Origin of the sequence: Sinorhizobium prairiense (genome assembly GCF_029201645.2) — a bacterium.
GTDB lineage: Bacteria > Pseudomonadota > Alphaproteobacteria > Rhizobiales > Rhizobiaceae > Sinorhizobium > Sinorhizobium meliloti_A.
In genome coordinates, this window is sequence record NZ_CP104133.1 from 830,565 (window position 1) to 856,802 (window position 26,238).

At 63.0% G+C, this 26,238-nt stretch carries 20 protein-coding genes and 3 pseudogenes; 12 read left to right on the top strand and 11 right to left on the bottom strand.

Annotation, left to right across the window (positions count from 1 at the left end):
- Positions 1–13 precede the first annotated feature (13 nt).
- From N0Q91_RS27220 to N0Q91_RS27230, 3 genes and pseudogenes are all read right to left on the bottom strand, one after another.
- Positions 14–721: a sulfite exporter TauE/SafE family protein gene (locus N0Q91_RS27220; RefSeq protein WP_275599715.1), complete on the bottom strand. Its 708-nt coding sequence runs from the start codon at positions 719–721 to the stop codon at positions 14–16.
- Positions 718–2,117: pseudogene (locus N0Q91_RS27225) on the bottom strand (amidohydrolase family protein). Before N0Q91_RS27225 ends, N0Q91_RS27220 begins: the two are co-directional and overlap by 4 nt.
- A 101-nt stretch (positions 2,118–2,218) precedes the next feature.
- Positions 2,219–3,568 (bottom strand): uracil-xanthine permease family protein, encoded by a 1,350-nt coding sequence (locus tag N0Q91_RS27230; RefSeq protein WP_275599716.1) that lies wholly within the window; start codon positions 3,566–3,568, stop codon positions 2,219–2,221.
- Between the two features lie 151 nt (positions 3,569–3,719).
- On the opposite strand from N0Q91_RS27230, the gene N0Q91_RS27235 reads away from it, so the two are divergent.
- The gene (locus N0Q91_RS27235) at positions 3,720–4,715 is read left to right on the top strand and encodes a LacI family DNA-binding transcriptional regulator (RefSeq protein ID WP_275599717.1); all 996 of its coding nucleotides are present in this window, start codon (positions 3,720–3,722) and stop codon (positions 4,713–4,715) included.
- A 7-nt stretch (positions 4,716–4,722) separates the two neighbouring features.
- On the opposite strand, the gene N0Q91_RS27240 is transcribed toward N0Q91_RS27235, so the two are convergent.
- Both N0Q91_RS27240 and N0Q91_RS27245 read right to left on the bottom strand, forming a co-directional pair.
- Positions 4,723–7,236, bottom strand: a complete 2,514-nt coding sequence (locus N0Q91_RS27240; RefSeq protein ID WP_275599718.1) for a TRAP transporter permease — start codon at positions 7,234–7,236, stop codon at positions 4,723–4,725.
- 156 nt (positions 7,237–7,392) lie between these two features.
- The gene (locus tag N0Q91_RS27245; protein WP_275599719.1) at positions 7,393–8,376 is read right to left on the bottom strand and encodes a TAXI family TRAP transporter solute-binding subunit; all 984 of its coding nucleotides are present in this window, start codon (positions 8,374–8,376) and stop codon (positions 7,393–7,395) included.
- A 307-nt stretch (positions 8,377–8,683) separates the two neighbouring features.
- On the opposite strand from N0Q91_RS27245, the gene N0Q91_RS27250 reads away from it, so the two are divergent.
- The 8 genes and pseudogenes from N0Q91_RS27250 to N0Q91_RS27285 all read left to right on the top strand — a co-directional run bounded on the left by N0Q91_RS27250 (position 8,684) and on the right by N0Q91_RS27285 (position 16,819).
- Entirely contained in the window at positions 8,684–9,040 is a 357-nt protein-coding gene (locus tag N0Q91_RS27250) for a DUF2188 domain-containing protein (RefSeq protein WP_275599720.1), read from the top strand.
- A 135-nt stretch (positions 9,041–9,175) separates the two neighbouring features.
- Positions 9,176–9,877, top strand: coding sequence for a transcriptional regulator NanR (locus N0Q91_RS27255; protein WP_275599721.1), 702 nt, complete (start codon positions 9,176–9,178; stop codon positions 9,875–9,877).
- 28 nt (positions 9,878–9,905) lie between these two features.
- The gene (locus N0Q91_RS27260; protein WP_275599722.1) at positions 9,906–10,877 is read left to right on the top strand and encodes a sialic acid TRAP transporter substrate-binding protein SiaP; all 972 of its coding nucleotides are present in this window, start codon (positions 9,906–9,908) and stop codon (positions 10,875–10,877) included.
- Between the two features lie 56 nt (positions 10,878–10,933).
- On the top strand, positions 10,934–11,452 hold the full coding sequence (locus N0Q91_RS27265) for a TRAP transporter small permease (protein WP_275599723.1): 519 nt from the start codon (positions 10,934–10,936) through the stop codon (positions 11,450–11,452).
- Positions 11,453–12,733 (top strand): TRAP transporter large permease, encoded by a 1,281-nt coding sequence (locus N0Q91_RS27270; RefSeq protein WP_275599724.1) that lies wholly within the window; start codon positions 11,453–11,455, stop codon positions 12,731–12,733.
- On the top strand, positions 12,730–13,665 hold the full coding sequence (locus tag N0Q91_RS27275) for a dihydrodipicolinate synthase family protein (RefSeq protein WP_275599725.1): 936 nt from the start codon (positions 12,730–12,732) through the stop codon (positions 13,663–13,665). The genes N0Q91_RS27270 and N0Q91_RS27275 overlap by 4 nt, the downstream gene beginning before the upstream one ends.
- Before the next feature lie 13 nt (positions 13,666–13,678).
- A pseudogene (locus N0Q91_RS27280) lies at positions 13,679–14,637 on the top strand (N-acetylneuraminate lyase).
- 268 nt (positions 14,638–14,905) lie between these two features.
- Positions 14,906–16,819 carry an adenylate/guanylate cyclase domain-containing protein gene (locus N0Q91_RS27285; protein WP_275599726.1) on the top strand — a complete coding sequence of 638 codons (1,914 nt, stop codon included), beginning with the start codon at positions 14,906–14,908 and terminating at the stop codon, positions 16,817–16,819.
- A 98-nt stretch (positions 16,820–16,917) separates the two neighbouring features.
- Here N0Q91_RS27285 and N0Q91_RS27290 read toward each other — a convergent pair.
- Positions 16,918–18,047, bottom strand: a pseudogene (locus N0Q91_RS27290) (PQQ-dependent sugar dehydrogenase).
- Between the two features lie 144 nt (positions 18,048–18,191).
- Positions 18,192–18,353 (bottom strand): Thivi_2564 family membrane protein, encoded by a 162-nt coding sequence (locus N0Q91_RS27295; RefSeq protein WP_017266304.1) that lies wholly within the window; start codon positions 18,351–18,353, stop codon positions 18,192–18,194.
- A gap of 195 nt (positions 18,354–18,548) precedes the next feature.
- Between N0Q91_RS27295 and N0Q91_RS27300 the strand changes: the two genes are divergently transcribed.
- On the top strand, positions 18,549–18,779 hold the full coding sequence (locus N0Q91_RS27300) for a hypothetical protein (protein ID WP_102764100.1): 231 nt from the start codon (positions 18,549–18,551) through the stop codon (positions 18,777–18,779).
- Positions 18,780–19,217: 438 nt separating this feature from the next.
- On the opposite strand, the gene dhaL (N0Q91_RS27305) is transcribed toward N0Q91_RS27300, so the two are convergent.
- The 4 genes from dhaL (N0Q91_RS27305) to N0Q91_RS27320 form a co-directional block, all read right to left on the bottom strand.
- Positions 19,218–19,862, bottom strand: a complete 645-nt coding sequence (gene dhaL / locus N0Q91_RS27305; protein WP_275598704.1) for a dihydroxyacetone kinase subunit DhaL — start codon at positions 19,860–19,862, stop codon at positions 19,218–19,220.
- 60 nt (positions 19,863–19,922) lie between these two features.
- Positions 19,923–22,010: a bifunctional sugar-binding transcriptional regulator/dihydroxyacetone kinase subunit DhaK gene (locus N0Q91_RS27310; protein ID WP_275598705.1), complete on the bottom strand. Its 2,088-nt coding sequence runs from the start codon at positions 22,008–22,010 to the stop codon at positions 19,923–19,925.
- Between the two features lie 113 nt (positions 22,011–22,123).
- On the bottom strand, positions 22,124–22,765 hold the full coding sequence (gene dhaL / locus N0Q91_RS27315) for a dihydroxyacetone kinase subunit DhaL (RefSeq protein WP_275598706.1): 642 nt from the start codon (positions 22,763–22,765) through the stop codon (positions 22,124–22,126).
- A 10-nt stretch (positions 22,766–22,775) separates the two neighbouring features.
- A complete protein-coding gene (locus N0Q91_RS27320; RefSeq protein WP_100672462.1) occupies positions 22,776–23,768 on the bottom strand; it encodes a dihydroxyacetone kinase subunit DhaK in 993 nt (330 codons plus the stop codon).
- A 390-nt stretch (positions 23,769–24,158) separates the two neighbouring features.
- Here N0Q91_RS27320 and N0Q91_RS27325 point away from each other — a divergent pair, with 390 nt between their 5' ends.
- Both N0Q91_RS27325 and N0Q91_RS27330 read left to right on the top strand, forming a co-directional pair.
- Positions 24,159–25,145 (top strand): ABC transporter permease, encoded by a 987-nt coding sequence (locus N0Q91_RS27325; protein ID WP_100672461.1) that lies wholly within the window; start codon positions 24,159–24,161, stop codon positions 25,143–25,145.
- Positions 25,146–25,224: 79 nt separating this feature from the next.
- Complete coding sequence (locus tag N0Q91_RS27330) at positions 25,225–26,226, top strand: autoinducer 2 ABC transporter substrate-binding protein (protein WP_275598707.1); 1,002 nt, start codon at positions 25,225–25,227, stop codon at positions 26,224–26,226.
- The last annotated feature ends 12 nt before the right edge of the window (positions 26,227–26,238 follow it).

Genomic DNA, 26,238 nt, shown 5'->3' on the forward strand with positions numbered 1-26,238 from the left:
GCAGGGCGTGCGCCTATCTCAGGATCAGAAAAGCCCCGCTGGCCAGCGCGAAGGTAAGCACGCCCAAGCGCAGGCCGCGGCCGCGAATATGGTCGTGCGTCAGCCGCGACAGAGCGCTTCCGAGGAGAACTGCCGGTGCGAGGTAGAGCGCAGCCAGTAGCTGGTCCGCTCCGAGACGGCCTGCAAAGGCGAGTATGACGAGCGACATGATTTCGCCGACGAAGAAGCACACCGCCACGGTTGCTCTGAGTATCGGCCCCTGGGCGTGCTGGTAAAGGAGAGCGAGCGGCGGGCCGCCAATACCGGTCGCCGTTTCGGTCACACCGGTGAACAATCCGACGCCGAGCGCGCTCGGGCGGCCCGGTTCGAAGGGCGGCGCGAAGAGCGCGGCGGCGGCGGCGATGACCGTGAACCAGCCGACGGCCAGATCCAGCTGCTGCGTCGAGAGCGCGGCGAGCAGCCACACGCCGGCAAAGGTGCCGGCGAACCTGCCGAGCGTGATCCATTTCGCGCCGGACCAATCGACCGCCGACCGTTCCCGCCAGGCGACGTGGAAATTGAGCGGCAGCATCAGAAGAAGCAGCGTCACCGGCAGGAGATCGGGCTTCAGGATGCCGACGACGGGCGCCACGATCAGTGCGAAGCCGATGCCGAGCGCACCCTGGATGAAGGACGAGACGAGCGTAACGGCGCTCAGGATCGCAAAAAGGCCGAGGGTCATGCGAAATGCCCCAGCGCCCGATGCTCGGACGACGGCTTGTGGACGCGTTGGATCGGCGCCCTTGCGATGGCCTCGGCCGTGACCTCGCGCACCTCGGCAAGAAGAGCGCGTGCATCCCATCCGACCGGCCAGCCCTGCCAGAGACGGAGTTGCCCGGCGGTGAAGACTGCGTCGATCTGGTCGCGATTGCCGTAGCGCACGAGCTCCCACGTGAGATCGTGGGAGGGGTGAATTCAGGACGATCCAGGTCGACCAGAAGGAAATCGGCGGCAAGTCCCTCGCGGATCGCACCGGTCACTCCGGCGAGACCTGCGGCGTCCGCAGCCTGAGCTGTTGCCCGCTCGACCCAGAGCCAGCCGCCGCCGCAGGAGGAGTCGCCTGTCGCAAGGCCGAAGCCGGCGCGTTGCAGGCCTTCGGCGGCATCCATCAGACGGAAGCCGTCGGCGCGCGTCCCGTCCGTTCCCAGCCCGAAGCGGATGCCGAGTGCGGCCATCTGCAGGGCGGGCGCGATGGCATTGCCCTTCCAGAGGCTGGCGACCGGATTGTAGGCGACGGCCGTGCCGCTGTCGCGCAACAGGTTCAGCTCGTGAGGCGTCACCAGCGTGGAATGGGCGATCAGCACATGCGGGCCGAGGGCGCCCAGATGGGCGAGGTGCTCCAGCGGACGGCGGCCGTTTGCGACCAGCGAGCGCTCGACGGCGACGAGGTGTTCGTTGACATGGGTCTGGAATATCGCTCCCGATTCACGTGCCATCCGGGAAACGTCGGCCAGCATATGGTCGCTGGCCGCCTCCGGAATGGAAATGGCGAGCGAGGCATGAACGAGAGGGTCGCCCTCGAATGCGGCCAGGTGCCTGGCTGCGTTCTTGAGGATCGTCGTGCGTTCGGGGACGACGGCGGCTCCGCCGAGGTCGTTGCAGATCAGGCCTATGACGCTGCGCAGGCCGGTTTGCCGCGCCGCCCGTATCAGCGCATCGACATGGCCGGCTGAACGCGTGCCCGCATCGACGGCGGCGGTAAAGCCACCGCGCAGGCACTCGAGCGCCGCAAGCTTTGCGGAAAGATAGACCATCCGTTCGTCGAGACTGCCTTCGAGCGGCACCCATATCCGGCGAAAGATCTCGGAAGGCTCGCCGAAGACAAGCGATTTGCCGAGCGACTGGGTCAGATGGGTGTGTGTATCGATGAAGCCGGGCATCACCAGATGATGCGGCAGCTCGATCGGTGTCAGATCCGGGTTCCGGCTACCGACAAGCCCTGCGGCGCCGATGTCCGTGAAGCGCCCGTCGCGGACCACTACCCCCATTCCGGATCGAGGCCCGTCCGGCAGGAGAACCTTGCCGGGGTGAAGCAGGAATTCACTGCTGCCCTGTAACTTGTCGCGCAATTCCGTCACTTTTGTATTCCTTTCAGCTTCGACGCTGGCTGCTGCCTTTTCGGCGGCGCCAGAGCATTCCCGCTTTGAACCGCGGAAATGCTCTGATCCTTGTTTTGCCGCTATTCCGGACGGAAAACCGCTGCGCACTTTGCCTGGAATTGCTCCAGAGGCAGGTGTTGAAAAAATGCGTTCACAATCACCGCCGTGATTGTTCCGGCGGCAAGGCCGTTGGCCAGGATCATCTGGCTCCAGTGCGGAAACTGGCTGTAGACGCCCGGGACCAGGATCGGCAGAAGCCCCATGGAAAGCGCCGCCGCGAGCGTGAACATCGGCCCGTGCTCGCGCAGATCGACGCGACGCAGAAGATCGATCCCGATCACGCCGATGATCGAGAACACGATCACCGCCGTTCCACCGACGACGGGGCCGGGCAGGGCATTCGCCAGACGACCGATCGGCGCAAACAGGGCGATGAGGACGAGGATCACGCCGGCCGTTGCGGTGACGTAGCGGGATTTGACGTTGGTTGCCCGGACGATACCCACGTTTTCACCGCTGGTAATGATAAGCGAGGTTCCGAACAGACCGCCGACGAGCGAGGCGACGGCGTCGCCGCGGATGGTCGCGGGCACGATCGCGTGAGCGTCGCCTCGACGCCCGACGATCTCGGCGGTGGCAATGGTCTGCCCGGTCGCTTCGGCCATCGATATGATCGAAAACACGATCAGCGGAAGGGCGGCGAAAAAGTCGAACTTCGGCATTCCGAACGGAAGAAGCTGGGGCACGGCAATCATCGGTCCGTCGAAGATGCCGGAAAGGTCCATATACCCGGCTCCCATGGCGATGGCCGAACCCGCGATGAGGCCGAGCATTACCGATATCCGCTGAAGCGTGCCCGTGAAGACTCTTGCGAAGATTATCGTCAGCACGATCGTCGCAAGGGCAAGCCCGACATTCATCGGATCGGCGAAGCCTTCGCTCCCCTGCTTGCCGGTGATCGTGCCGCCGTAGATGCGCACGAGGTTCACCGATACGAGAAGGAGCATGGTCCCGACCACTATGGGCGGAAAATAGCGAAGCAGCCGGCGGAATACCGGCAGCGCAAGGAAATAGAAGACTGCAGTGAGGATCACCGCGCCGACGGCCGTCTGCACGTCCGTCTGCTGGGCGATGGCCAGAAAGATCGCGATCGGCGCGCCACCCGGCACCATGATGAACGGCAGCCGCGCGCCGAAGCCCGCCGGCCCGAAGCTCTGCAGGATTGTGCCCAGGCCGCAGATCAGAAACGTCGCGCTGATCAGCGAGACGGTCAGCGCATCGGAAAAGCCGAGCGCCTTGCTTACAAGAAACACCGCGGTGATCGGCGAAGCAGCCATCACCAGCACATGCTGAAGACCGAACAGCGCCAGGCTGCGCGGCGGCAGCACTTCGTCCGTCGGGTCGATAGAATCGATTTTGTTCCCGGTCATTTGATCTCCTCCACGCCAGCCTCTCTCCCGCTGGCTATGCAAATCGTTTTGCATAGTGTGTAATAGCACATTCTTTCTCTCTGGCAAATCGATTTGTAAAAGCCGCGCCGCAATGCCATCATCCGGGCCGGTTCATGGACGGGGTGTTTGGATGGCAAGATCGACGATCGTGGAATTGGCGAAGGCGGCGGGCGTATCGCCGACGACGGTTTCCCACGCCTTCAGCGGACGGCGCTATGTCGACCCTGAGACGAAAGCCAGGATTGTGGCGCTGGCGGACAAGATGGGTTACCGGGCCAATCCCCGGGCCCGCAGGCTCAGAACGGGCGGCGCGGGGATCATCGCCCTGGCATCGTCAATGCCCTTTGCGGTGGCTGCAGGCCCTGCGAGGCTGGGCTTCCTGATGGAGATCGCTGCCGCCGCTGCCGTTACGGCTCTTTCGCGGCATCTCGCCCTCTGCCTGGTGCCGCCTTTGGAGCCCGACTCCAACCTCGACGCGCTGGAAGTCGACGGCGCGATAATCGTCGAACCCATGGTCGAAGACCGGTTACTGGATTTCTTCTCTGCCCGCGGCGTACCGGTTGTCTCGATCGGGCGGGCGCCGGGGAGAGACGACATTCCGTCGGTGGATATTCAGAGCACTGCGACAGCCCGGCTGATGCTGGAGCACCTTGGCGCGAACAGCCGCCGGGTCGGCCTGATTACCGGCGAGCAGCGGCGCAATTCCTACATCGAGACCGAGGCCGTCTATGCGGCTTACGCCGCGGAGAGGGGATTTTCACCGGTTGCCTTGCGCATCGACGAAAGTGGCGGGGAATCGGAGGCTGCCGCGGCTGCCGAGAGGCTCCTGCGAAGCAACCCGGATATCGACGCGCTATGCGTGCCTGTCGACGCTTTCGCCAGGGGGGTGCTCGATGCCGCCCGGTTGCTCGACCGCCCCATTCCGCATGGTCTACGACTGGCGACGCGATACGATGGAATGCGGGCAAAACTCGCCACGCCGCAATTGACGGCTGTCAACCTGCATCTGGATCAGGTCGCGGAAGCGGCGATCGACGTGCTGATCGCAGCGATGGAGGGCAAGGAGCCCCAACGGCACGCGATCGCCCCGCCACTGCTGATCGTGAGGGAATCCTCGGCGGCATGACTGTCGCTTATTTGCGCGCGGCGCCCCTCAGACCGGCTCCGCTGCGATCTGCCTTTTTGCGCCCGAACTGCAAGCCGGCAATTCCCGCGGTCACAGCCAGCGCGATACCCACCGGGATGGCGGCTGACGGTTGCTCGGCTTTTCTCAGCACTGCGACGATGTCAAAGCCGACATCGAGGCCGATGCGCTTGGCATAGGAGCCGAAGTCGACATTGCTGATCATCAGACTGTCGCCCGCCGGTGTGACCGTGAGCCCGATCGATTGCAGCCGTTGAAGCGGCTCGCCGGGCTCGCCGAGCGGCACGTTGACGGTTTTGCGAACCTCGTCGCCCATCAGGTCGAAGCCTTGGACCACGAAGTTGATCCGGCCTTTTGCCGGAGCCTCCTCGACGGACCGCAGGAATTCTGAGGCGGGCAGTTCCTCATAGGGTGGCGAAATCTGGTTGAGCCACCAATCGGGACGGAACAGCGTGAAGCAGACGAGCAGCAGGACCGCGCTCTCCCACAGCCGGCTTTTCGTCACGAACCAGTTCATCGTCGCGGCCGAGAAGATGAGGATGGCGGCAAGCGAGACGAAGGCGACCCAAAGTGTATGCGCCCAGGTGTCGACGCCGATCAGCAGTATCGCCGGATTGAATATGAAAACGAAAGGCAGGATCGCGGTGCGCAGCGAATAGAGTGCACCCTGAAAGCCCGTGGCGATCGGGTCTTCCTTGGAAATCGCCGCCGCGGCGAAGGAGGCCAGTCCGACGGGCGGCGTGATGTCGGCCATGATGCCGAAATAGAAGACGAAGAGATGAACGGCAATCAAGGGGATGGCGAGGCCCGCCTGCGAACCGAGCTCGACGACGACCGGCGCCATCAGTGTGGCGACCAGGATGTAATTGGCGGTAGTCGGGATCCCCATGCCGAGCACAAGGCTGATCGCCGCGATCAGAACGAGCATCATGATGACGTTGCCGCCCGAGATGAATTCGACGAGTTCCGTCATCATCAGGCCCAGACCCGTAAGCGTGATCGTTCCGACGACGATGCCGGCCGTCGCCGTTGCGACCGCGATGCCGATCATGTTGCGCGCGCCGAGCGCCAGGCCGTCGACGAGGTCCCAGGCGGCGGCACGGGCCGCGCTTGCGAAATTCTCTTTGCGAAAGATCGCCATCAGCGGTTTGCGGGTGGCGACGATTGCGAGGATCGTCAGCGTGGCCCAGAAGGCGGAGAGCCCCGGCGAAAGCTGCTCGACCATGAGGCACCAGAGCAGAACGACGATGGGAATGAGGAAATCGAGCCCGGTCCGTGTAACGTCCCATGCGCGCGGCAGTTCGAGGATAGGAGCATCCGGATCGTCGAGTTCCAGGTCGGGATAACGGGACGAATACCAGATCGTCGCGAGATAGAGCGCCACGCCCGCAATCGCGAGCAGCAAGGGCGCGCCTGCTCCGAATGCGGCCCGGATGGCGATGATGCCGTAATAGAGCAGGCAGATTGCAAGCACGCTGCCCGCAAGCCCCAGGCCCATGCGCAGCCACTTTTCGCGTGCCGGCGTGGGACGCTGGGGGATCGGCTGCATGTTCAGCTTCACCGCCTCCAGATGCACGATGTAGAGAAGCGCGATGTAGGAAAAGACTGCTGGAAGCAGCGCGTGCTTCACGATCTCCGAATAGGGGATGCCGACATATTCGACCATCAGAAACGCGGCGGCGCCCATGACCGGCGGCATGATCTGGCCGTTGATCGATGCGGTTGCCTCGATCGCGCCGGCCTTCACACCGGAAAGTCCCGTACGTTTCATTAGGGGAATAGTGAATATGCCACCCGACACGACGTTCGAAACCGAGGAGCCGGAGACGACGCCGTTCAGCGCCGAGGAGACGACGGCCACCTTGGCGGGGCCGCCCCGCAGATGCCCGAGCAAGGCGATGGAGATCTGCATCATCCAGTTGCCGGCGCCGGCCTTTTCGAGCAGCGTTCCGAACAGGACGAAGAGGAAAACGAAACTCGTCGATACGCCGAGCGCAATGCCGAAAACGCCCTCCGTGGTCAGCCACTGGTGATTGATGAACTTCACCAGCGAAGCGCCGCGATGCTGGATGACGTCGGGCATGTACTGGCCGGCGAAGGTGTAGAAGATGAACAGGCCGGCGACGCACACCATCGGCAGGCCGAGCGCGCGGCGCGTGGCCTCGAGCAGCAGCAGGATCCCGACCGTACCGGTGACGAGATCGAGCGTCGAGGGCTGGCCGGGCCGTCCGGCAAGCTCGCCATAAAAGAGGAACAGATAGGCGCCCGCGAAGGCGCCGAGCGCCGCAAGCACCCAATCGGCGAGCGGCACCCGGTCGCGCGGCGAACTTTTCAGTGCGGGATAGGCAAGGAAGGTCAGGAACAGCGCGAAACCGAGATGGATGGCGCGGGCTTCGGTATCGTTGAGAATGCCGAAGCCGAAGACGAAGGGCAGGGGAGACGCGTACCAGAGCTGGAACAGCGACCATGCCACAGCGGTGCAGAGCAAGATCTGCCCGGTCAATCCTTTGGCGTTGCGTCCGCCGGTATCCGCTTCGGCGACCAGTTGCTCGAGGTCGACATCGACCTGCCGTTCTTGAAGTTCGCTCGTGACACCCTCCCATGCCGATATTGCCGGCGAGCCGCCTTTGGCCCGCCGGTAGACGTCAGAACGCGAAGCTTACTTCAGCCAGCCCTTTTCCTTGTAATATTTTTCCGCACCCGGATGCAGTGGTGCAGAGAGGCCGTCCTTGATCATCTTGGGGGGCTCGAGATTGGCGAAAGCCGGGTGCAGCGACTTGAACTCGTCGAAATTCTCGAAAACCGCTTTCGTCAGCGCGTAGACGCTCTCTTCCGGAACATTGGCGGAGGTGACCAGTGTCGCCAGAACGCCGAAGGTTTCCGTGTCTTCCGGATTGTTGTTGTAGAGGCCGCCCGGAATGGTCGCCTTGGCGTAATAGGGATTGTCGGCGACCAGCTTGTCGACGACTTCGCCGGTCAGCGGCACCAGCTTCGCCGCGCAGGTCGTCGTCGGATCCTGAATATTGGCGGAGGGATGCCCCACGCCGTAGAAGAAGCCGTCGATCTTGCCGTCGCAAAGCGCCGGGCCATGCTCGTCCGCCTTGAGTTCGGATGCGAGCGAGAAGTCGGCGAGCGTCCAACCCATGGCGCCGAGCAGGCGCTCCATGGAAGCGCGCGTTCCGGAACCGGGATTGCCGACATTGAAGCGCTTGCCCTTGAAGTCCTCGAACTTCGTCACGCCGGCATTCGGATGCGCCAGCACCGTGAACGGCTCCGGATGAATCGAGAAGACCGCCCTGAGGTCGGCATGCGCGCCGCCTTCCTTGAACGCCTCATCGCCCTTGAAAGCGTTGTACTGCACATCGGACTGCGCCATGCCGAAATCGAGCTCGCCCTCCTTGATCGTGTTCACGTTGAACGCCGATCCGCCGGTGGATTCGACCGAACAGCGGATGCCGTGCGTCTTGCGGTCCTTGTTCAAAAGCCGGCAGATGGCGCCGCCCGCGGCATAATAGACGCCGGTGACGCCGCCGGTGCCGATCGTCACGAATTTCTGCTGCGCCGCGGCGCTGCCCGAGAAAAACAATGCTGCCGAGAGCGCGGCGATCTGCGCTCCGCGCACGGTAATCCGTTCATGTTTCATCAATTTCTCCCATAATGCTTCGCGTGCCACTGAGCCGTTCCGAGATTTATGCCTGCAGCGCCACGCGTCCAGTCGGACGCGCAAAGGTCGCAGCGGCAGTTTGTATTACACGCAGAAGGGCACGTCAGCGCATGTTACGATCGTTGCGCTTTGTCAAGCAAGGGGAATACTTGCAAATCGGTCGATCGGGACAACCGGTGATCGGGGCAGCCAATGTCTCGTCGCCATGGCGACCTTCGCGGATGCCGACAATTGCGGAACCAAGCAAGGCGCCGGATGTTTTCCTCCTTCAAACGGGAGCATCGCCATGGTGACGATACGATATGAGATTGTGGAACACGACGGGGGCTGGGCCTACAAGGTAGACGACGTCTTCTCCGAAACCTTCCTTACCCATGACGATGCACTGGCCGCAGCCGAGATCGCGGCGCGCCATCATGAGCTTCCCGGCTCTACCGAAGCCATCGAATTCCAGGATCCCGCCGGACGTTGGCATGAGCAGGTCGCCTCCGGCTTCGATCGCCCGCATACCAGGGTCGTCGATACGCCGGGTGCCTGGCGCGCGGACGAAAGCCCCGCCGCCGAGCCTCGCCGTCCTCTGCAAACGATCCTGGTCCTTGCCGGTCTCGGCCTGGCGATCGGATATCTTCTTCGCAGACATTGAACCAGGTGAACACTGCGGTCCGCAGGGGCGGCAGATAGGTGGCGCCGCGCTGCTGCAAGCGGCGTGAGCGCGGTTGTCTGCTGCGCCCGCGAGGTTCTCTTGACTCTCGTGGTATAACACCTTAACAATCACACCATGAGCACACTCGCCGTCCGCAAGAAGCTTTCCGACGAAGTCCGGTTGAAACTGGAGGAGATGATCCGCGACGAGATCTATCCTTTGGGTGCGACGCTCCCTTCCGAGCGAGACCTGATGGAATTGTTCGGGGTCGGGCGGCCCTCGATCCGGGAAGCGCTTTATGCCCTGGAGCGGATGGGGCTCGTGAAGGTCAGCACGGGCGAGCGTGCCAAAGTCACGCGGCCGACGCCGGACCATTTCCTGTCTTCGCTTGCGGGCGCTGCGCGCATGCTGCTCGGCCAACCCGAGGGTGTGGCCAATTTCGAGCAGGCCCGCCTGTTTCTGGAGGAGGGATGCGCGCGCCATCTTGCGGCCCATGCGACAGCGGAGCAGATCGAGGCGATCGACGCCGCGCTGGCGCGCAACGAGGCTGCGATCGGCAAGGCCCGCGCCTTTGCCGCCACCGATGTCGCCTTTCATCGCACGCTGACCCAGATGGTCTCGAACCCCATTTTCGTCGCGGTCCACGATGCGTTCGTGGATTGGCTGATCGGCCAAAGGCCTCTGCCGACCAGGCCGGAGATTTCCAACCGGGAGAGTTTCGAGGAGCACGTGGTGATCGTGGAGGCCATCCGCGCCGGCGATCCGGAGCGTGCCGGACGGGTCATGCGCGAGCACCTGGAGAGTGCGGCGCGCAAATACAGGCAAACGAGCCCATAGCATCGGGCCGACAGCGGGAGGAGCAATAATGAAAACGGGACTGATTACGATCGTGCTTGCGGGGCTGCTGATGGGGTCGCAAGCCTTGGCTCAAGAGGCGCGCACCTTGCGCCTTGGGATGCAGGGTACGGCCGGCGACCCGCAATTCGAGGGCGTCACGGAGGCCGCGCGCATCATCAAGGAAAAATCGGGCGGCCGGCTGACGCTGGAAATCTTCCCGAATTCTCAGCTCGGGACATTCACCGAGATGATGGAGCAGGTGACGCTCGGCGAACTCGACTTCACGCTGAATCCGTTCGGCGGCATGGACGCCTGGGTTCCGCGGGCCGTGTTGGCGAGCACCGCCTACGTCGTCGGCGACTTCGATCACCTTCAGAAGATCATCGCCTCCGACTGGGGCAAGGGGATCGTCGACGAGATGCGGACCGAGCACAAGTGGCGCATGGTCGACTCCTGGTACTTTGGAACGCGGCACACGACGGCAAAGAAGCCCATCGAAAAGCCTGCCGATTTCGCGGGCATGAAGCTGCGCGTCCCGAATTCCGCGCCGCTTCTTACCTGGGCAAAGGCGATGGGCGCGAGCCCCACGCCGGTCGCATTCGCCGAGGTCTATCTTGCACTCCAGACCAATCAGGTGGACGGCCAGGAAAACCCGCTACCCATCATCGACTCGATGAAGTTCACCGAGGTGCAGTCCCATGTTTCCCTGACCGGGCATCTGGTGCAGGACCAACTCATCCTCATGTCGGAAGACACGTGGAATGCGCTCGAGCCCGCCGACCAGAAGGTCGTTATAGAGGCATTCGAGGCGGGCGGCGCCCTCAACGACAAGCTGGTAAGCGAGAAGGAAGCGAACCTCGTCAGCGATTTTCGCGAGCGCGGCATCACCGTGATCGAGCCCGACAAGGCAGCGTTCCAGGAGGCGATGAAGCCAGTCTATGCCGATCTCGACGCTAAATTCGGTGCCGGCACGGTGAAGACGCTGCTCGATCTCCGTTAACCACCCGCAGGCGCGGCCAGAGCTGGCCGCGCCCTCCATTCCGGGGAGTTCAACAAATGGCCAATCCAAGCCGCTGGCGAAGCTTTGCCCATATCGAAGAGACAATGGCCGCGATCCTGCTGGTCCTCGCCTTCGTCGTGATCGCACTGCAGATCGTCACCCGTTTCGTCCTCCAGGATCCGATGTTCTGGACGGAGGAGGCTGCGCGTTATGCCTTCGTCTGGCTGGTGGCGCTTGGCGCCGCGGAGGGCGTCACCTCACGGACACACATCACCATGGATATTGTGCCGCGGATGCTCCCGGAGCGGGCGCAGCTCTTCCTGCGGATCGTTTTGGATGTCCTGGTGCTCACCGCGCTGCTCGTTCTCGTTTACTACGGTTTCTTCGGGGCCTTGCGCGCCCACAAGGTCATGTCGATCGCGATCGGCGTTCCGGAATCGTGGCTTTACGGCGCCTTGCCCGTATTCGGCCTGCTGGCGGCTGTCCGGATCATGCTTGTCATGGCGCGGGATGTCCGGCTGCTCTTCGGCAGCCGCCGCCCTTCGGCCGAAGCCCCCTTCGAAAGGTATCTATAGATGGCGACGCTTTTCGGGGGATGGTTTGCCCTTCTGATTGCCGGCATGCCGGTCGGATTCACGCTGATCGTGGCTGCGCTTGCCTACATGCTCTGGCAGGGAACGGGCCTGAACTTTGCCGGCCAGCGCATGATCGCCGGCCTCAACAGCTTCCCGCTGCTGGCGGTCCCCTTTTTCATCCTCACCGCACAATTGATGAATCTTTCGGGCGTGACCGAGCGCATCTTCGACTTCGCCAAGGCGCTCGTCGGCCATATCAGGGGCGGGCTCGGCCATGTGAACATCATGGCGAGCGTGCTGTTTTCCGGCATGTCCGGCTCCGCCGTCGCCGATGCCGCCGGCCTTGGCCAGCTTGAGATCAAGGCCATGCGCGACGCCGGCTATGACGAGCAGTTTTCCGGTTCGATCACGGCCGCATCGGCAATCATAGGGCCGCTCATCCCGCCCTCCATTCCCCTCGTCGTTTATGGCGTGATCGCCAATACCTCGATCGGAGGCCTTTTCCTCGGCGGGATCGTACCGGGGCTTCTTTGCGCGGCCTCGCTCATGATCATGGTCTATGCGATCGCCTGGCGCCGGAACTATGCGACCGCCCAGCGCGCCGGCTTTCGCTATGTGTGGTCCACGTTCTGGCGTGCGCTGCTCCCGCTCATCACGCCCTTCATCATCATCGGCGGCATCTTTGCAGGGGTGTTCTCGCCGACCGAGGCTGCGGTGGTCGCGGCCAGCTATGCTCTCTTCCTCGGTGTCGTGGTCTACCGTGAAATCACCTTCGCCAAACTCGTGACCGTACTGCGCGAGACAGTCAGCCATACGGCCGCCGTCGGCCTTCTCATCATGGGCGTGTCACTATTCGGCTATGTGATCGCGCGCGAGCAGGTACCCCAGCACGTCGCCACGTTCTTCCTCACTTATGCGCACGACCCGCTGACATTCCTGATCCTCGTCAATCTCATGCTGCTTGCGCTCGGGACCTTTATCGAGGCCCTGGCAATCCTGCTGCTCATCGTACCGGTGCTGGTCCCGACCGCGCTCCAATTCGGGGTGGATCCCGTCCATTTCGGTGTCATGGTCGTGTTCAACCTGATGATCGGCATATTGACGCCGCCCATGGGCGTTGCGCTCTTCGTCGTCTCCAAGGTTGCCGACATTCCCTTCGGCGTGCTCGCACGCGGCATCCTGCCTCTTCTCGTTCCGCTCATCGTCGTCCTGGTGCTGATCACCGTCTTTCCGGCGCTCGTCACCTTCATCCCCGACCAGATGCTCGGAGCCGCCCGATGAGCCTCCAAGCCAAGCCGCCCGAAGGGATCTGGGGAGCAGTGCTCCTGCCGGTCGGCCGGCGAGGGGAAGTCGAATGGTCCGCTTTGGACGAGCAGCTTTCCGCGCTTCTCGAAAGCGGAATTCAGGGCGTCTACACCAACGGCACCGCGGGCGAATTCCATAGCCAGACGGAGGACGAATTCGACCGGCTGAGCCAGCGGGTCGCCGAGTTTTGCCATTCCGTCGCCCTGCCGTTCCAGATCGGCGTTTCCCATTCGAATGGTCGTGTCGCGCGCGAACGCCTGGCCCGCGTCGCCTCTCTGCGACCCGATGCCGTTCAGATCACCCTGCCGGACTGGTGGGCGCCGAGCTATGAAGAGGCGGAGGTCTTCTTTGCCGGCATGGCGGCAACTGCGCCGGACACTCCGCTGATCGTCTATAACCCGCCTCATGCCAAGCGCCGGCTGAGCCTCGACGAGATCGCAAGGCTAAAGGCCGGTCTCCCGATGCTTATCGGCGCGAAACTGCCGGGCGGCGACGAAGTCTGGTACGAGGAGCTTCGTCGCAAGCTGCCGGATCTCGCCGTCTTCATTCCCGGACATTTCATGGCGAGCGGCTGCCTCGCAGGCGGTCGCGGCTCCTATTCCAATGTCGCCTGCCTGAGTCCCGCCGGCGCCGTCAGGTGGTGGCATCAGCTTCGGGAGGATCCGGCAGCCGCTCTTGACTTCGAGGCCCGCGTCGTCGGCTTCATGAACGAGCACGTCCTGCCGCTTGCCGTGCAATACGGCCTGTCCAACGCCGCACTCGACAAGGCGATAGCTGCCGCCGGCCGCTGGTGCCCGATCGGGCCGGAGCTGCTCTGGCCCTATAGTTCCGCCCCCGGTGAAGCGGTGATCGAGCTTGGCACCGCTGCCCGCCGCCAATTGCCCGAGCTTTTTTCTACGAGCCAGTGAAAGCGATCATAAGATGAAACTCGAAGGGATCTATTCGGCCCTCCTTACCCCGTTTTGCGAAGACGAAAGCATCGACCGGCAGGCCATCGGGGCGCTCCTCGATTTTCAGGTCCGGCTCGGCATCGATGGAGTCTATGTCGGCGGCAGCTCGGGCGAAGCGATGCTGCAGTCGCTCGACGAGCGCGCGGTCTACCTCTCCGACGTTGCCGCCGCCGCGTCCGGCCGCCTGAAGCTGATCGCTCATGTCGGCACGATCGCGACGAGGGATGCGCTCACGCTTTCGCAGCACGCGGCCAAATCGGGCTACCAGGCGATCTCGGCCATTCCCCCTTCTACTACGACTTCTCCCGGCCCGAAGTCATGGCGCATTACCGGGAGCTGGCCGATACTTCGGCCCTGCCTCTCATCGTCTATAACTTCCCCGCCCGCACCAGCGGTTTCACCTTGCCCGAACTGGTCGAGCTTCTCTCCCATCCCAACATCATCGGCATCAAGCATACGTCGAGCGACATGTTCCAGCTCGAACGCATCCGGGATGCGGCACCGGACGCCATCGTCTACAACGGCTATGATGAAATGTGCCTGGCCGGTTTCGCGATGGGTGCACAGGGTGCGATAGGAACCACCTATAACTTCATGGGCGATCTGTTCGTCGCGCTCAGGGCCTGCGTAGCGGCTGGGCGGATCGAGGAGGCCCGGCTGTTGCAGGCCATGGCGAACCGGGTGATCCAGGTGCTGATCAAGGTCGGCGTCATGCCGGGGTCCAAGGCGCTGCTCGGCATTATGGGTCTTCCCGGGGGGCCTCCAGACGCCCCTTCCGGAAGGTCGAAGAGGCGGATCTCGCAGCGCTTCGCGAGGCCGTGGGGCCGGTCCTCGCGTGGCGCGAGAGCGCATCCAGGAAAAGCGTGTAACGGTTTCAGAAACTGCGCAGTTTCAAGGTTGGGGCGTTTCAGTGTTTTTATGAAGCACTGAAACGTCCGACTGCGCCCGACCGACTGCAATGGAATGTCGCCACCCAAAGGCCGCAATCCTGTGCAGTGTATGAGCGACCGTTCGCGTCCTTCTGCGTAGCCATTCCTCCTTACGGCCAATCATCCCGGTTTCTTGTCAGCGGCGAGCTGGAATGCGTACGCGTTGTCCGCAGGATAGGCTCCTCAGGCGATGCGGCGGACACGGAGTTGTGAGTGGACGGGTGGGGTCGGTCCCATAAAGATGCGCGTGAAGACTGTCGAGGCTCGTGATGGAACGTAAACTCGCAGCAATCGTAGCTGGCGACATCGTCGGCTATACCCGCCTGATGTCCGAGGATGAATCCTCGACCTATGCCGCCCTGCGGGCGACGTTCAGCGGACTGATCATACCTTCGGTCGAGAAGCACGGCGGCCGCACCTTCAAGACGACGGGGGACGGTTTTCTCGCGACGTTTCCTAGCGTCAACGAGGCGCTCGATGCCGCGATCGAAATCCAGAACGGATTTTCCGAGCAGCCCTTCGACATGCGCCTCGGCATCAACCTCGGCGACGTCATAGAAGCCGACGGCGACATGTTCGGCGACGGCGTGAACGTCGCGTCGCGGCTCGAAGCCATGGCCGAGCCGGGCGGCATTTTCGTGAGCGAGGCGGTGGTTCGCAGTGCCGACCGGAACCGCAGCAAGCTCTTCTACAGCATAGGCCGGAGGCAGGCGAAGAACATTCCCGAGCCGCTCGCCGTCTATGCGGTGCGGCTCGATGCGGACGAAAAGAACGGTCGCGGCTGGATCGGGCGGATCGCCCGTGGCCGGCGTGCGGCATTGCCCTACGCCATCGGGGCCGCGGCACTCGTCCTCGCCGCTGCCGCAACGCAGGCGCCGGAGGTAAGAGCCGTCGGCGCCGACCTGGCCGGCAGCCTCGCGCGCCTGGCGGGCGGCGAACTCGCCGATGCAAGGCCGACAGTCGCGGTGCTGCCCTTCGACAATATGAGCGGCGACGCCGAGCAGACCTATTTCGCCGACGGGCTTACCGAGGACATAATCGCCAATCTGGCGCGAAACCCCGAGCTTCAGGTGATTGCCCGCAATTCGACCTTCGCCCTGCGCGGTCAGGCAGAAGACATCCGCCTGATCGGCGAGAGGCTTGGTGCCGGCTATGTGGTCGAAGGCAGTGCCCGGCGCGCCGGGGACCAGCTTCGCGTGGTGGCGCAGTTGATCGATGCGCGCAGCGGTGCGCATCTCTGGTCGCGCAGTTACGACCGCCGGGTCGAGGACATATTTGCGGTTCAGACCGACCTGACGGCCGAAATCGTCTCGCATCTGGTTTCCTATGTGCGCGAGTCGGAGGTCTCGAATGCGGCGGAACGGCCGACCGAGAACCTCCAGGCCTACGACCTCGTCCTCCAGGCGCGTGACCGCTACAAACACGGCTCGAAGGATGCGGAGGCGCTGATCGCCGCCCGTGCGCTGCTTCATCGCGCCCTCGAGCTCGACCCCGGTTACGCCGCGGCGCGCGCGAATCTGGGGATGACCTATATCGTCGACTTCGTGCAGAACCTCAGCGGCAGGGCGACCACGACCGATGTGGAAACCGGCCTCAGCGAAGCACGCCAGGCAGTCCGTCTCGATCCGAACCTGGCTGCCGGCTATCAGGTCCTCAGCTTCGGCCTCTCGGCAACCGGCGATTACCCCGGCGCCATGCAGGCGGCACAAAGGGCCGTCGAACTCAATCCGAACGATCCGGACAGCCTGATGGCGCTGGCAAAGGCGCAGGTCCGGTTCGGCAGCTATGACGAGGCGGTGCAAAACGCCGAGCGGGCGCGCCGGCTGCATCCCATGGCGCCGGAATATTATACCTATGTCTACGGGCAGGCCCTCTATGCTGCCGGTCGTCTCGATGAGGCCGACGAGGTCTTGCGGGAATGCCTCATCCGGGCGCCGCAGCAGGCGGATTGCCTGCTGATACGGACGGCGGTTTTGAGCCAGCGGGGAGACGTTGAGGGAGCGCAGCGCACAATGGCGCGCCTGACCGAAGTGGACCCGGAATTTTCGCTCGCAAGCGAGCGCTCCATGCGCCGCTTCGGCGAATCCGCGCTCATGGAGCAATTCCTCTCCCGGCTCGCCGAGGCCAATGCCCCGGATGTTACGAGCGGTTTCCTTCACCCGCACACGCGATCCCGGACCTAGAGCATTTCAATGTTTCATGAAAACACCGAAATGCTCTAACTCTTTGGTCCAACGCACTTCCTGACGGAAAACCGGTACACACTTTTCCTGGGAATGCTCTAGTTGGCGGGCCTCAGCCGCAGAATCCTGCCGGATGCGGCGTCGATCAGCGCGAGTACCGAGCCATCGGAGGCCTGGAGGAGATCGCGAACCCGTGCCTCGAGCGAAAGAACTTCCTCCCCGGTTACCTTCCGGCCGTTCGTCTGCACTCTGACGATACCGCCCGCCGACAGGCCGCCGATCAGGAGGTCGCCCCGCCAGTCTGCAAACAGGTCGCCTGTATAGAACATCATGCCCGAGGGTGAGATCACGGGCGTCCAGCTATGGATGGAGCCAGCGAATTCGGGGCGGCTCGGCGGATCGGGAATTCGTTCGCCCGAATAATGTCTGCCCCAGCTCACCACGGGCCAGCCGTAGTTTTTGCCCGCCTCGGGTATGTTCAACTCGTCTCCCCCATCGGCCCCATCTCTGCCGTCCAAAGCACGTCGGTTTCCGGATGGATGGCGGCGCTCTGAACGTTGCGGTGGCCGTAGGACCAAATCTCGTCGGCGCCCTCGCGGTCGACAAAGGGGTTGTCGTCCGGTATCGAGCCGTCGGGATTGAGGCGGACGATCGCGCCGAGATGGTTGGCCGGATCCTGGGCCTCTTGCATGTCGAAGCGTTCGCCGAGCGTGATGAAAAGTTTGCCGTCCGGCGCGAAGGCCAACCTCGAGCCGAAATGATTCTCGCCTGAAGCCGCCGGCTCCTGCCGGAAGATTACCTTGAAATCCGAAAGTGCGGTGGCGTCGTCGTTCAGACGGCCACGGCCGACCGAGGTAGCCGCGCCGCCTTCGCGTTCCTCGGCAAAGGATAGATAGACAGTCCTGTTCGTGGCGAAATCCGGATCGAGCGCAACATCGAGGAGTCCACCCTGACCTTGGGCGAAGACATCCGGGACCCCTTCGATGGGTTCGCCGACGGCTCCCTCGGCCGACACGAGGCGCAGCCTGCCGGGACGCTCCGTCACCAGCATGTCGCCATCCGGCAGAAGGACAGCGCCCCAGGGATGCTCGAGGCCACCGGCGAAGACTTCGACGCTGACAGGTCCGCTTTTGGTGTCGAGCATACGCGGCGAATCCTGCGCGATCGCCGGATCGTGCCGCGCAGCGGCCATTGCCGCAAATGCCAGGAAAACAGCTGCTCGCAACATAGCCGCCTCCGTTCGTTTCACGAACCGGACTGTTCACTCGGCTCCTAATGGGGAAGCCGGGCCAAGGTTCCCCACGGATACGCAGGCCGCGTTCACATGTTTGCGCCACCGGGAAAGGACAGAGGACCGCGGCCTCTGTGGAGTTCAGAACACGGCAAGATACCGCAGCAGCGACAGGATGCCTATGATGATGACGATGGCCTGGACGATTTGCTTGGTGCGCCCGTCGAGGGGAAGGCGGTTGACGAGATAAAGAACCAGAATGACGACGAGAAAGGTGATCAGGATGCTGATCAGTACCGACATGTTGTCCGCCCCGTTCGTTGAAAAATGCTGTCTTCTATTTCAACTATGGGACGCAGAGCAAAAGGCAAGTGGAGGGCCTTGGCGTTCGCGTAACTCTCTTCACTGAAGAATGATGGGGGGTCTGGATTCGCGCCGTCTCCGCACCGATATTAAGTCATCATCAACAAAGCCACTTTGATTAGAGGGTCAAAGGAAATGTCGGTGCGCTTCTCGGATCTCGCCATTGACGACGACGAAATCTTGATGTTGCGACGTGTTCACGTTTATGCCTGCTCCTCCAGGGAGCTGGCGCCGGAAAGCGAACACGGTGCGGAGTTGGGAAAGATGCTGTTCCACCTTTACCGGCAAGGCGTGAGGAGCGAACTCGCGCTGATGCAGATGTTGACGACGGGTGAAGCCCCGCCGGCACTGGATGATGCGGGTTAGAGCACGCCTCAGGAAAACTGTGTCATCGAGCGTAGGGTCGACCAAGAGCATTTCGATGTTTCATGGAAACACTGGAATGCTCCACCCCTTCGGTCCAACGCACTTGTTTGATTTCCTCATTCCTGTGCTTGTCACAGGAATCCAGCCAGACCAAGTCCTTGGGCTGAAAGAACGCTTCCCGCGCCGCAGACGCGGCGCTGCTCTCATCCCTGTGACAACGAGCACAGGGATGAGGATGAGGAGAGATTGCAGTCCTCCGGAAAGTTTCTACAGCGCCACGCGTCTTATGAGACGCGCAAAGGTCGCTGTAGCACGTTGAGCTGCTGCATGTTTTTGTCCATTGATCGGCTACGATCAAAGGACACCTACAGTGGCGCACGGTCGGTACGCAAGGAATTCAAGCGCATCGCCATGCGTGCCGAGAAAACCGAACAGGCCTTAGCTCGTCCGCAGGGTTTGGGCCATGGCGCGGATGATCATGACGGCCGAGGCGGCGCCGGGATCCATGTGTCCGAGCGAGCGCTCTCCGACCCGGGCCGCGCGGCCCTTCGTTGCGACCATGGAACGCGTCGCGCTGGCGCCGTTTTCGGCGGCTGCGGTGACATCCGCCCAGAATGCCTCGGCGGACTTGCCGGCTGCGGCCGCCTGCGCCGCCGCGTCGGCGGCGGGAAGCCAGACGTCGAGCATCGTCTTGTCGCCGCGCTGCCCCTTGCCGCGCTCGCCTATGCCGGAGGCAACCGCCTGGATGAGAAGGGAGCAGGCCTCGAGGTCCAGTGTGTCGCGTCCTTCCAGGGCCTGGGCCGCACGTCGGAAGGCGGTGGCGTAAAGCGGTCCCGTCGAGGCTCCGACGGCGTTCAGGAAGGCGCTTGCCGCCGCCGTCATGACACCGCTCAGCCCGGCGCTGCCTGCATCCGTCCTCGCAAGTTCGCCGGTCACGGCAGAAAAGCCGATCGCCATGGTGATCCCGTGATCGGCGTCGCCGATCGCGCCGTCAAGTTCGGACAGATGGTCCCTCTCCGCCTCGATGGCATCGGAGATCGTCTCGAACATTTCGATCAAGCGGCGCACCGCGTTTTCCGGCATCATTTTCCTCCCGCGGCCTTTGGGTGGATCCGCAACCACCCGCCAGAGCTTCGCCCAGTTCTAGTTGACCTTCAGAAACGCCGTTTCGCAAGGGTGATGAAGCAGATCGGACAATTCCTGATCAAGATGGAGAATGGTGATCGAAGCGCCCGCCATGTCCAGCGAGGTGCAATAATGTCCGATCCAGTTTGCTTCGATCAGTATGTCCTTTGCCGCCAGTCGCTGCTGAACCCGCCGGAACAGGATATAGAGCTCCATCAGGGGCGTCGCTCCGAAGGAATTGACGAGCACGGCGACGCGCTCGCCGGGTGCTGTCTTCATCTCCTTGAAGATGCGGTCCATGATGCTGTCGGTAATCTCGTCCGCCGATCGGATGCGCTCGCGCGTCACGCCCGGTTCGCCGTGGATGCCCATGCCGACCTCCATGTCGTCCGGGCCTATCTCGAAATTGTGCCGTCGCGTCTGCGGCATCGAGCCGGGTTCGAGCGCGACGCCCACCGTATAGGTGCGCAGGTTCGCCTTGCGCGTGACGGCTTCGCAGGCTTCCAGCGACAGGCCGCGATCGCAGGCCGCGCCCGCGACCTTGAAGATGAAGAAGTTGCCGGCGACGCCGCGCCGGCCTTCGCGGTCCTCGACCGGCGAGGAGGCGACGTCATCCGTCGTCAGGACAGTCCTTACCTTGATGCCCTTTTCTTCGGCAATTTCAGCCGCCATCTCGAAATTCATCACGTCGCCGGCATAGTTGCCGTAGACGAAGAGCACGCCTTCGCCTCCGGACGCGGCCTCGGCGCATTGCACGATCGGATCGGGCGGCGGCGAGGAAAAGATGTTCCCCACGGCAACCGCATCGGCAAGACCCTTGCCGACATAACCGAGGAAGCACGGCTCATGCCCCGTGCCCCCGCCGATGACGAGGCCGACTTTTCCGGGCCTGGGGCCGCTGCGCGCGACGAGCGCCCGGTGCGATCCGTTGATCGGCTGCAGATATTTCTGATGCGCCCTGACGACCCCTTCGAGCATCTCTTCGACGACTTCGTTCGGGTTGTTGAGGAATTTCTTGACGTGGGTGCGATAGGAGCTCGGTGTCTGGACAAGCTTCGGCCGGTGCAAAAGCTTGGCGTCGAGTGCCCTGACGCCGTCGGCCCGCAAGATGCCGTGACCGGTCGCCGCGTCGGTGATGAGCACGTTGACATAGCCGCCGCGTAGCGCCGCGAGCAGGGCCGGCACCTTGTCGAAGCCGCCGGCGACCGCAATGCGCGTGCCTATCTTGCGGAGCAGGTCAAGCGAGATGCCGACCGTACGATCGTCGAGCGGGCCGGCGACCGGACGGCCGCGTTCATCGATGAAACGGCCCGCGACGACGCCGACCGCGCCGGCTGCCAGATAGTCCTGCAGCGAGACCGATTCGAAGAAGCCGCTGGTATGAATGGTGGAATTCGGCCGAAGCGAGGAGATGCCGAAAAGCACCCGGTTTGCCCTTGCCAGAGTCGCGAACTGCTCCTGAACCAGAGGTTCCTCCAGAAGCATATGCAGGAGTTCCGGCGATTTGACCACGGCCGGCGCGGTGATGTTGACGCAGCGGGCCGAAATTGCCCGTGCGACCGCCGAGGCACAAAGCTCCGGCGTATAGGCAAATGAGGCCGTGGTGCCGCCGGTCGCCTGAACCACCGTCATGTCCTGAAGGGAAGCGATACCGGCGTGCTCGCCAACCGAAAGCACGGTGCGGCCCCAGGCGACGGCGAGCGTATCGCCGGATTTCAGGAGTTTTGGAAGCGCCTGCGCCCCGGCCGCTCCGAGGCGGTCGATCAAAGGACGCGCATTGTCGTCGCTCGGGACCACGAGACAGTCGGTCAGGCCGAAATGCCGCTTCAGTTCCTGGGCGATGGTGAGCGATGCCAGTCGCGCCGACTCGATCGAAATGTTGACGATGCCTTTTTCGCGGGCGTCGGCGAGATAGCTGTTTACCGTCGCCCGCGACACACCCATGGCCTCGGCGATCTCGCCCTGCGTCATGCCGTCTTCGTAATAAAGCCAGCAGGCCCAGACATAGGGGTCGTCACCGTAGCGCAAGGGGATCGCGTCCGAAGCATCGATCGTACCGCTTCGATTGGCAGCGCCCTTGCGCGGAGAAGGTGTCTTGATCGTCATGCAGTCCTGTACTTCCCCTGTTTTCGGACCGCGAGGATGGAAGCAACGCCGTGCTTTTGCAATGGGGGCTGGGTGCCGCTGCCCCCTTTGCGCGCAATCGCGAAACCGCGGCGTCAGGCGAGCCGGGCGCGAGCCCCGTGCGACAACTCCCTGAGGATGATCGCACAGGAGGTGGCGCCGGCGTCCAAGACGCCGAGCGAGCGTTCGCCGAGGCGGCTCGCCCGGCCGATCTTGGCGACGAGATCGCGCGTCGAATCGCGGCCGGCCTCCGCGGCCGATACGAGTGCGTCGAGCGCTTCGGCGAAGGGCTTGCCGTCGGCAGTCGCCGCATCGAAGGCGTCCACCGCGGGCACCAAGGTGTCGAGCAGCGTCTTGTCGCCCACCTTGGCGGAGCCGATCGACTGGATGCCTTCGAGCCCCGCATGAAGCATGCGGCTATAGGCGGCGGCGTCGATTGCATCGGCACCCTCGATCTTTTCGGCGAATTCGGTGAACATCACGCCGTAGAGCGGCCCCATCGATCCGCCGATCTCCGTCATCAGCACGGTGCCGAGCGTATCCAGCGCCTCTGCAAGAGAGGCGTCTTTGCCCTTCAGGCGTTCTGCGGCAAGGCCAAAGCCCTTGGCCATGTTCACGCCGTGATCGCCATCGCCGATCTTGCCGTCGATCTCGCTCAGATAGGCGCGGTTTTCGATGATCCGGTCGGCAAGCGTGAGGACGATGTCGCCGGCTTTTGCATTTTCAAACGTCTGCATGTCCATTTCCTCAGAGAACGGCGGTGCAGCGGACCTCGACATCGAGGAGCGCCTTGAGTTCGTCGTCGAGCGCCATGACCGTCAGCGTCGCTCCGACCATTTCGAGCGAGGTGAAGTAGTTGCCGACGAAGGTGCGGTAGATCCTGAGGCCCCGTGCGGTGATCTCGCGCTCGATCGTGTCGTTCAGGATGTAGAGTTCGTTGAGCGGTGTCGCGCCGAGGCCGGAGACGAGCACAGCCACTTCCGTGCCCTCTGGCAGGTCGTGATCGTCCAGCACGATCTTGCACATGTCGACCGCGACCTCTTCGGCGGTCTTCAGCGCTTCGACGCGCACGCCGGGCTCACCGTGATGGCCGATGCCGACTTCCATCGTGCCGGGCTCGATCCGGAAGTTCGGATGCCCGACCGCGGGCAAGGTGCAGGGGCCGAGCCCGACCCCGATCGAGCGGCAATTGTCGATCGCCTTCTGGGCAGCCGCACGGACCTCTTCGAGGCTCGCGCCGGCGGCCGCCTTGGCCCCGCCGATCTTCCACATGAAGATTTCTCCGGCGACGCCGCGCCGCTTCTCGCGCTCTTCGGGCGGCGCGGAGCAGACGTCGTCATTGGCGACGACCGTCGCGACTTCGATCCCTGCCTTGGCCGCGAGCTTCACCGCCATCTTCACGTTCATGTTGTCGCCGGCATAATTGCCGTAGAGGCAGACGACGCCCTTGCCGCCGTTCGCTTCACGCATCGCGTCGTGAAAGCTCTTGGCCGTCGGTGAGGAAAAGAGTTCGCCGACTGCAACCGCGTCCAGCATGTTGCGGCCGGTGTAGCCAATGAAGGCAGGCTCATGGCCGGAGCCGCCGCCGGTCACGACACCCACCTTGCCGGCAACCGGCGCGCCCCTGGCGACGATGACGCGCGGATTTTCTCCGAGGCGAACGATGTCGGCATGCGCCTTGACGAAACCCTTGACGGTATCCTCGACGACTTCGTCCGGATTGTTGATGAAACGCTGCATGGCAGTCCTCTTTTGTCCGTCGCTGGCGATACGGCTCAGCGCAACACTACGTTGAATCTAACATCGTCTGCCGGAGCAGATCGGGGTCTGCCGGCGCGGTTCGCGTGCCAGGCCGGCTGGAAAATCTTGATCGAGAGCTCCTCCCTGATGACCAGCCGGATCAGCCGAACTGCGAATTTCCTACATAATTCAAACATGGCTCGACAAATGTCAACATTCACGTTAGATTGCCGGAAATTCGAGAGGGATGGAAGTGGTCATTTCCAAGATTTCCATTATTTCTCATGGACTTGGTCGTCATCCCCTGCGATCGCCCTCGGCGATCGGCTGGGGCGGCGGGAAGTCGACGGGGTGTGAAGCGCCCCTGAAATGCGGTGTGGGAGAGGCTGAATGAAAAGCATGTTTGCCGACCGGCAATTCAACTTTCTTGTGGCGACCAACGCTCTCGTGGTCGCGCTCGCTGCGGTGTTCGCAGGAGACACCTTTCTCAGCCTCTACAATTTCCAGTCGATGTCCGCTCAGGTACCGGAGCTTGCGCTGCTGGCTCTCGGCGTGATGCTTGCGATGATTGCCGGAGGCGGCGGCATCGATCTGTCCGGCATCGCGCTCGCCAATCTTGCCGGGGTAGGTTCCTACCTGCTGGTGCGCGATTGGGTTTCGGCCGATGAAGCGCCACTCGCTTTTTCGTGGCTGTTCGCGGTGGTGGCGCTGATCATCGGTCTCGCCGGCGGCTTGCTGAACGGTGCCTTGATCGCCTTCGCCGGGCTTACGCCGATCATCGCCACGCTTGGCACGCAGCTATTTTTCACAGGTCTCGCCGTTGCTTTCACCAACGGCTCCGCGATCACCCTCGGCTACATCGAGCCCCTCGACAATTTCGGCAATACCCCGGTACTCGGTGTGCCGATGTGCTTCACGCTCTTCGTCGCCATAGCGGTCCTGATCGGTGTCGTGCTCCGCTTCACGCCTTTCGGTTTCAAGCTCTACCTGATGGGCAGCAATGCCAAGGCCGCCCGTTACGCCGGCATTCCGCAGCGCCGGATGCTTCTTCTGACCTATACCGTCTGCGGAGTGCTTGCTTCCATCGCTGGGATCATCATCGCCGCCCGCACCTCAAGCGTGAAGTGGGACTATGGCAGCTCCTACGTCCTCATCGCCATTCTGATCGTCGTGATGGCGGGTGTACGGCCTGACGGCGGGTATGGACGCACGGTCTGCGTCGTCCTCTCCGCGACGGCGCTTCAGATGCTGTCCAGCCTGTTCAATTTCCTCGATATCTCGAATTTCTTCCGCGACTGCGCCTGGGGACTGCTTCTGATCGTGTTCCTGGCAACGTCGCGCGTCGATCTCCGCGCATATCTTTCGCCGCGACGCTGATCCCGAGGTCCCCAAACGGCGCAATGCCCCCCGCCGTCGATTTCTGGTCGGGCAAACAACAAGTGATGAGGAGACACTCATGTCTGTCTACAAGAAGATTGCCGCCTGCACGGTCGCTTTGGGTGCGCTTTGCGCTGCCCAGCTTGCGGTCGCGCAGGACGCCCCCTCCGTCGTTACCGTCGTCAAGGTGACCGGTGAGAATTGGTTCACGCGCATGGAGGAAGGTGTCGTTGCCTATGGCAAGGACAATCCAGCTGTGTCGACGAGTCAGATCGGACCGGCCAAGGCCGACGCGGCCCAGCAGCTTCGCCTCATCGAAGACCTCGTCGCGAAGAACGTCAGCGCAATCGCCGTCGTGCCGATGGACCCTTCCGCTCTCGAAGGCGTCTTCAAGCGGGCGATGAACCGCGGCATCAAGATCATCACGCACGAAGCCGACAGCCTGAAGAACACGCAGGTCGATATCGAGGCCTTCGATAACAAGGTCTTCGGCGCGCGTTTCAACGAGAAGCTGGCTGAATGCATGGGCAAGTCCGGCAAGTGGACGTCGTTCGTCGGGTCGCTCGGCAGCCTCACGCACGTGCAGTGGGCCGACGGCGGTGCGGAGAACGCCAAGAAATATCCGGACATGGAACTCGTTTCGGAGAAGAACGAATCCTTCAACGACGCCAACAAGGCTTACGAGAAGGCGCGCGAGATCCTGCGCAAGTATCCTGACATCAAGGGCTTCCAGGGTGGTTCGGCCATTGACGTGATCGGGATCGGCCGCGCGGTCGAGGAAGCCGGCCTCGTCGGCAAGGTTTGCGTCGTCGGCCTCGGTCTGCCGAAGGACACGGCCAAGTATCTCGAATCGGGTGCCGTCCAGAGCATCTCCTTCTGGGACCCGAAGGATGCCGGCTACGTCATGAACAAGGTCGCCCAGCTCGTGATCGAGGGCAAGGAAATCACGGACGGCATGGATCTCGGGGTGCCGGGTTACAACAAAGTGTCGGTGAAGAAGGGCCCCGGCGACGGCATCATCGTTGTCGGCGAAGCCTGGGTCGACGTCGATAAGTCCAACTACAGCCAGTATCCGTTCTGATCGCGCATCGAA

Coding starts and splice junctions, on each gene's coding strand:
- N0Q91_RS27270 (WP_275599724.1), top strand. CDS start 11,453: ATGGCGACGCTTTTCGGGGGATGGTTTGCCCTTCTGATTGCCGGCATG.
- N0Q91_RS27325 (WP_100672461.1), top strand. CDS start 24,159: ATGAAAAGCATGTTTGCCGACCGGCAATTCAACTTTCTTGTGGCGACC.
- N0Q91_RS27250 (WP_275599720.1), top strand. CDS start 8,684: ATGGTGACGATACGATATGAGATTGTGGAACACGACGGGGGCTGGGCC.
- N0Q91_RS27235 (WP_275599717.1), top strand. CDS start 3,720: ATGGCAAGATCGACGATCGTGGAATTGGCGAAGGCGGCGGGCGTATCG.
- N0Q91_RS27285 (WP_275599726.1), top strand. CDS start 14,906: ATGGAACGTAAACTCGCAGCAATCGTAGCTGGCGACATCGTCGGCTAT.
- N0Q91_RS27255 (WP_275599721.1), top strand. CDS start 9,176: ATGAGCACACTCGCCGTCCGCAAGAAGCTTTCCGACGAAGTCCGGTTG.
- N0Q91_RS27330 (WP_275598707.1), top strand. CDS start 25,225: ATGTCTGTCTACAAGAAGATTGCCGCCTGCACGGTCGCTTTGGGTGCG.
- dhaL (WP_275598704.1), bottom strand. CDS start 19,862: ATGCCGGAAAACGCGGTGCGCCGCTTGATCGAAATGTTCGAGACGATC.
- N0Q91_RS27275 (WP_275599725.1), top strand. CDS start 12,730: ATGAGCCTCCAAGCCAAGCCGCCCGAAGGGATCTGGGGAGCAGTGCTC.
- dhaL (WP_275598706.1), bottom strand. CDS start 22,765: ATGCAGACGTTTGAAAATGCAAAAGCCGGCGACATCGTCCTCACGCTT.
- N0Q91_RS27300 (WP_102764100.1), top strand. CDS start 18,549: ATGTCGGTGCGCTTCTCGGATCTCGCCATTGACGACGACGAAATCTTG.
- N0Q91_RS27295 (WP_017266304.1), bottom strand. CDS start 18,353: ATGTCGGTACTGATCAGCATCCTGATCACCTTTCTCGTCGTCATTCTG.
- N0Q91_RS27310 (WP_275598705.1), bottom strand. CDS start 22,010: ATGACGATCAAGACACCTTCTCCGCGCAAGGGCGCTGCCAATCGAAGC.
- N0Q91_RS27320 (WP_100672462.1), bottom strand. CDS start 23,768: ATGCAGCGTTTCATCAACAATCCGGACGAAGTCGTCGAGGATACCGTC.
- N0Q91_RS27245 (WP_275599719.1), bottom strand. CDS start 8,376: ATGAAACATGAACGGATTACCGTGCGCGGAGCGCAGATCGCCGCGCTC.
- N0Q91_RS27260 (WP_275599722.1), top strand. CDS start 9,906: ATGAAAACGGGACTGATTACGATCGTGCTTGCGGGGCTGCTGATGGGG.
- N0Q91_RS27220 (WP_275599715.1), bottom strand. CDS start 721: ATGACCCTCGGCCTTTTTGCGATCCTGAGCGCCGTTACGCTCGTCTCG.
- N0Q91_RS27230 (WP_275599716.1), bottom strand. CDS start 3,568: ATGACCGGGAACAAAATCGATTCTATCGACCCGACGGACGAAGTGCTG.
- N0Q91_RS27265 (WP_275599723.1), top strand. CDS start 10,934: ATGGCCAATCCAAGCCGCTGGCGAAGCTTTGCCCATATCGAAGAGACA.